The sequence below is a fragment of the Streptomyces africanus genome, from assembly GCF_002150735.1.
GTDB lineage: Bacteria > Actinomycetota > Actinomycetes > Streptomycetales > Streptomycetaceae > Streptomyces > Streptomyces africanus.
The window spans coordinates 1-755 of sequence record NZ_MUKA01000694.1; the positions used below are offsets into that span (position 1 = coordinate 1).

A 755-nucleotide genomic window follows, 5' to 3' on the forward strand; every position below is an offset into this window, starting at 1 on the left:
GCGCCGGGTTGCGCACCCACCCGCCCCCAGCCACAACGCCCTGCGCCTGTCAAGAAGCGTCCACCGCAGCCCGCCACTCCGCGACCGCCTTCACCGACACCGGCGAGTCCCAGCCCCCGGGACGAGCCGCCCCGCCGATGTGAAACCCGTCGACCCCGGCCTTCAACAGCATCGGCACATGATCGAGCCGCAACCCACCCCCCACCAGCAACCGCTGCTCATACCCCGGCTCCCCGGCAAGCCCGGCCTCCGCGAGCAACACGGGAAGCCCGTCGTCGACCCCGTCCGCCGACCCGGCCGTCAGGTACGTGTCCAGCCCAGGCATCCCGTCCAGCTGCTTGCGCAGGGCGTCCCGGTCGGCGGCCCGGTCGATGGCCCGGTGGAAGGTCCAGGGGCAGCCGTCCAACGCCCCCACAACCCGCTCCACAGCAGCCAGATCCACCCCGCCACCCGCGTCGAGAAACCCCAGCACGAACTCCTCGGCCCCGGCCTGTCGCAGCCCGGCGGTCACGCCGACCAGCCGGTGGCGCCGGAGAGCAGAACGTGGTCGGCGGTGGCACCCCGCGCGCGTGCGGCGCGCAGGACGAGGTCGAGCTGCTCGCGGACCTTCTCCTGGCCGATGAACTCGCCCAGGTCCTTGGGGCGCAGGGCGGCCTCGACGGCCTGGTCCTCACGGTCGGCGGACGCACCGACGAGCCGCTCGGCGGCATCGGCGTCGGTCGTGTCGTCCCAGTTCATGGAGTGTGCCTCGGAGT

At 73.2% G+C, this 755-nt stretch carries 2 pseudogenes; both read right to left on the reverse strand.

Features of this window, described 5'->3' with window-relative positions:
- Positions 1 to 49: 49 nt before the first annotated feature.
- A pseudogene (locus CCL05_RS43465) lies at positions 50 to 523 on the reverse strand (copper homeostasis protein CutC); the annotation flags it as partial.
- Positions 520 to 738, reverse strand: a pseudogene (locus tag CCL05_RS43470) (Holliday junction branch migration DNA helicase RuvB); the annotation flags it as partial. The pseudogenes CCL05_RS43465 and CCL05_RS43470, both read right to left, overlap by 4 nt.
- Positions 739 to 755 lie beyond the last annotated feature (17 nt).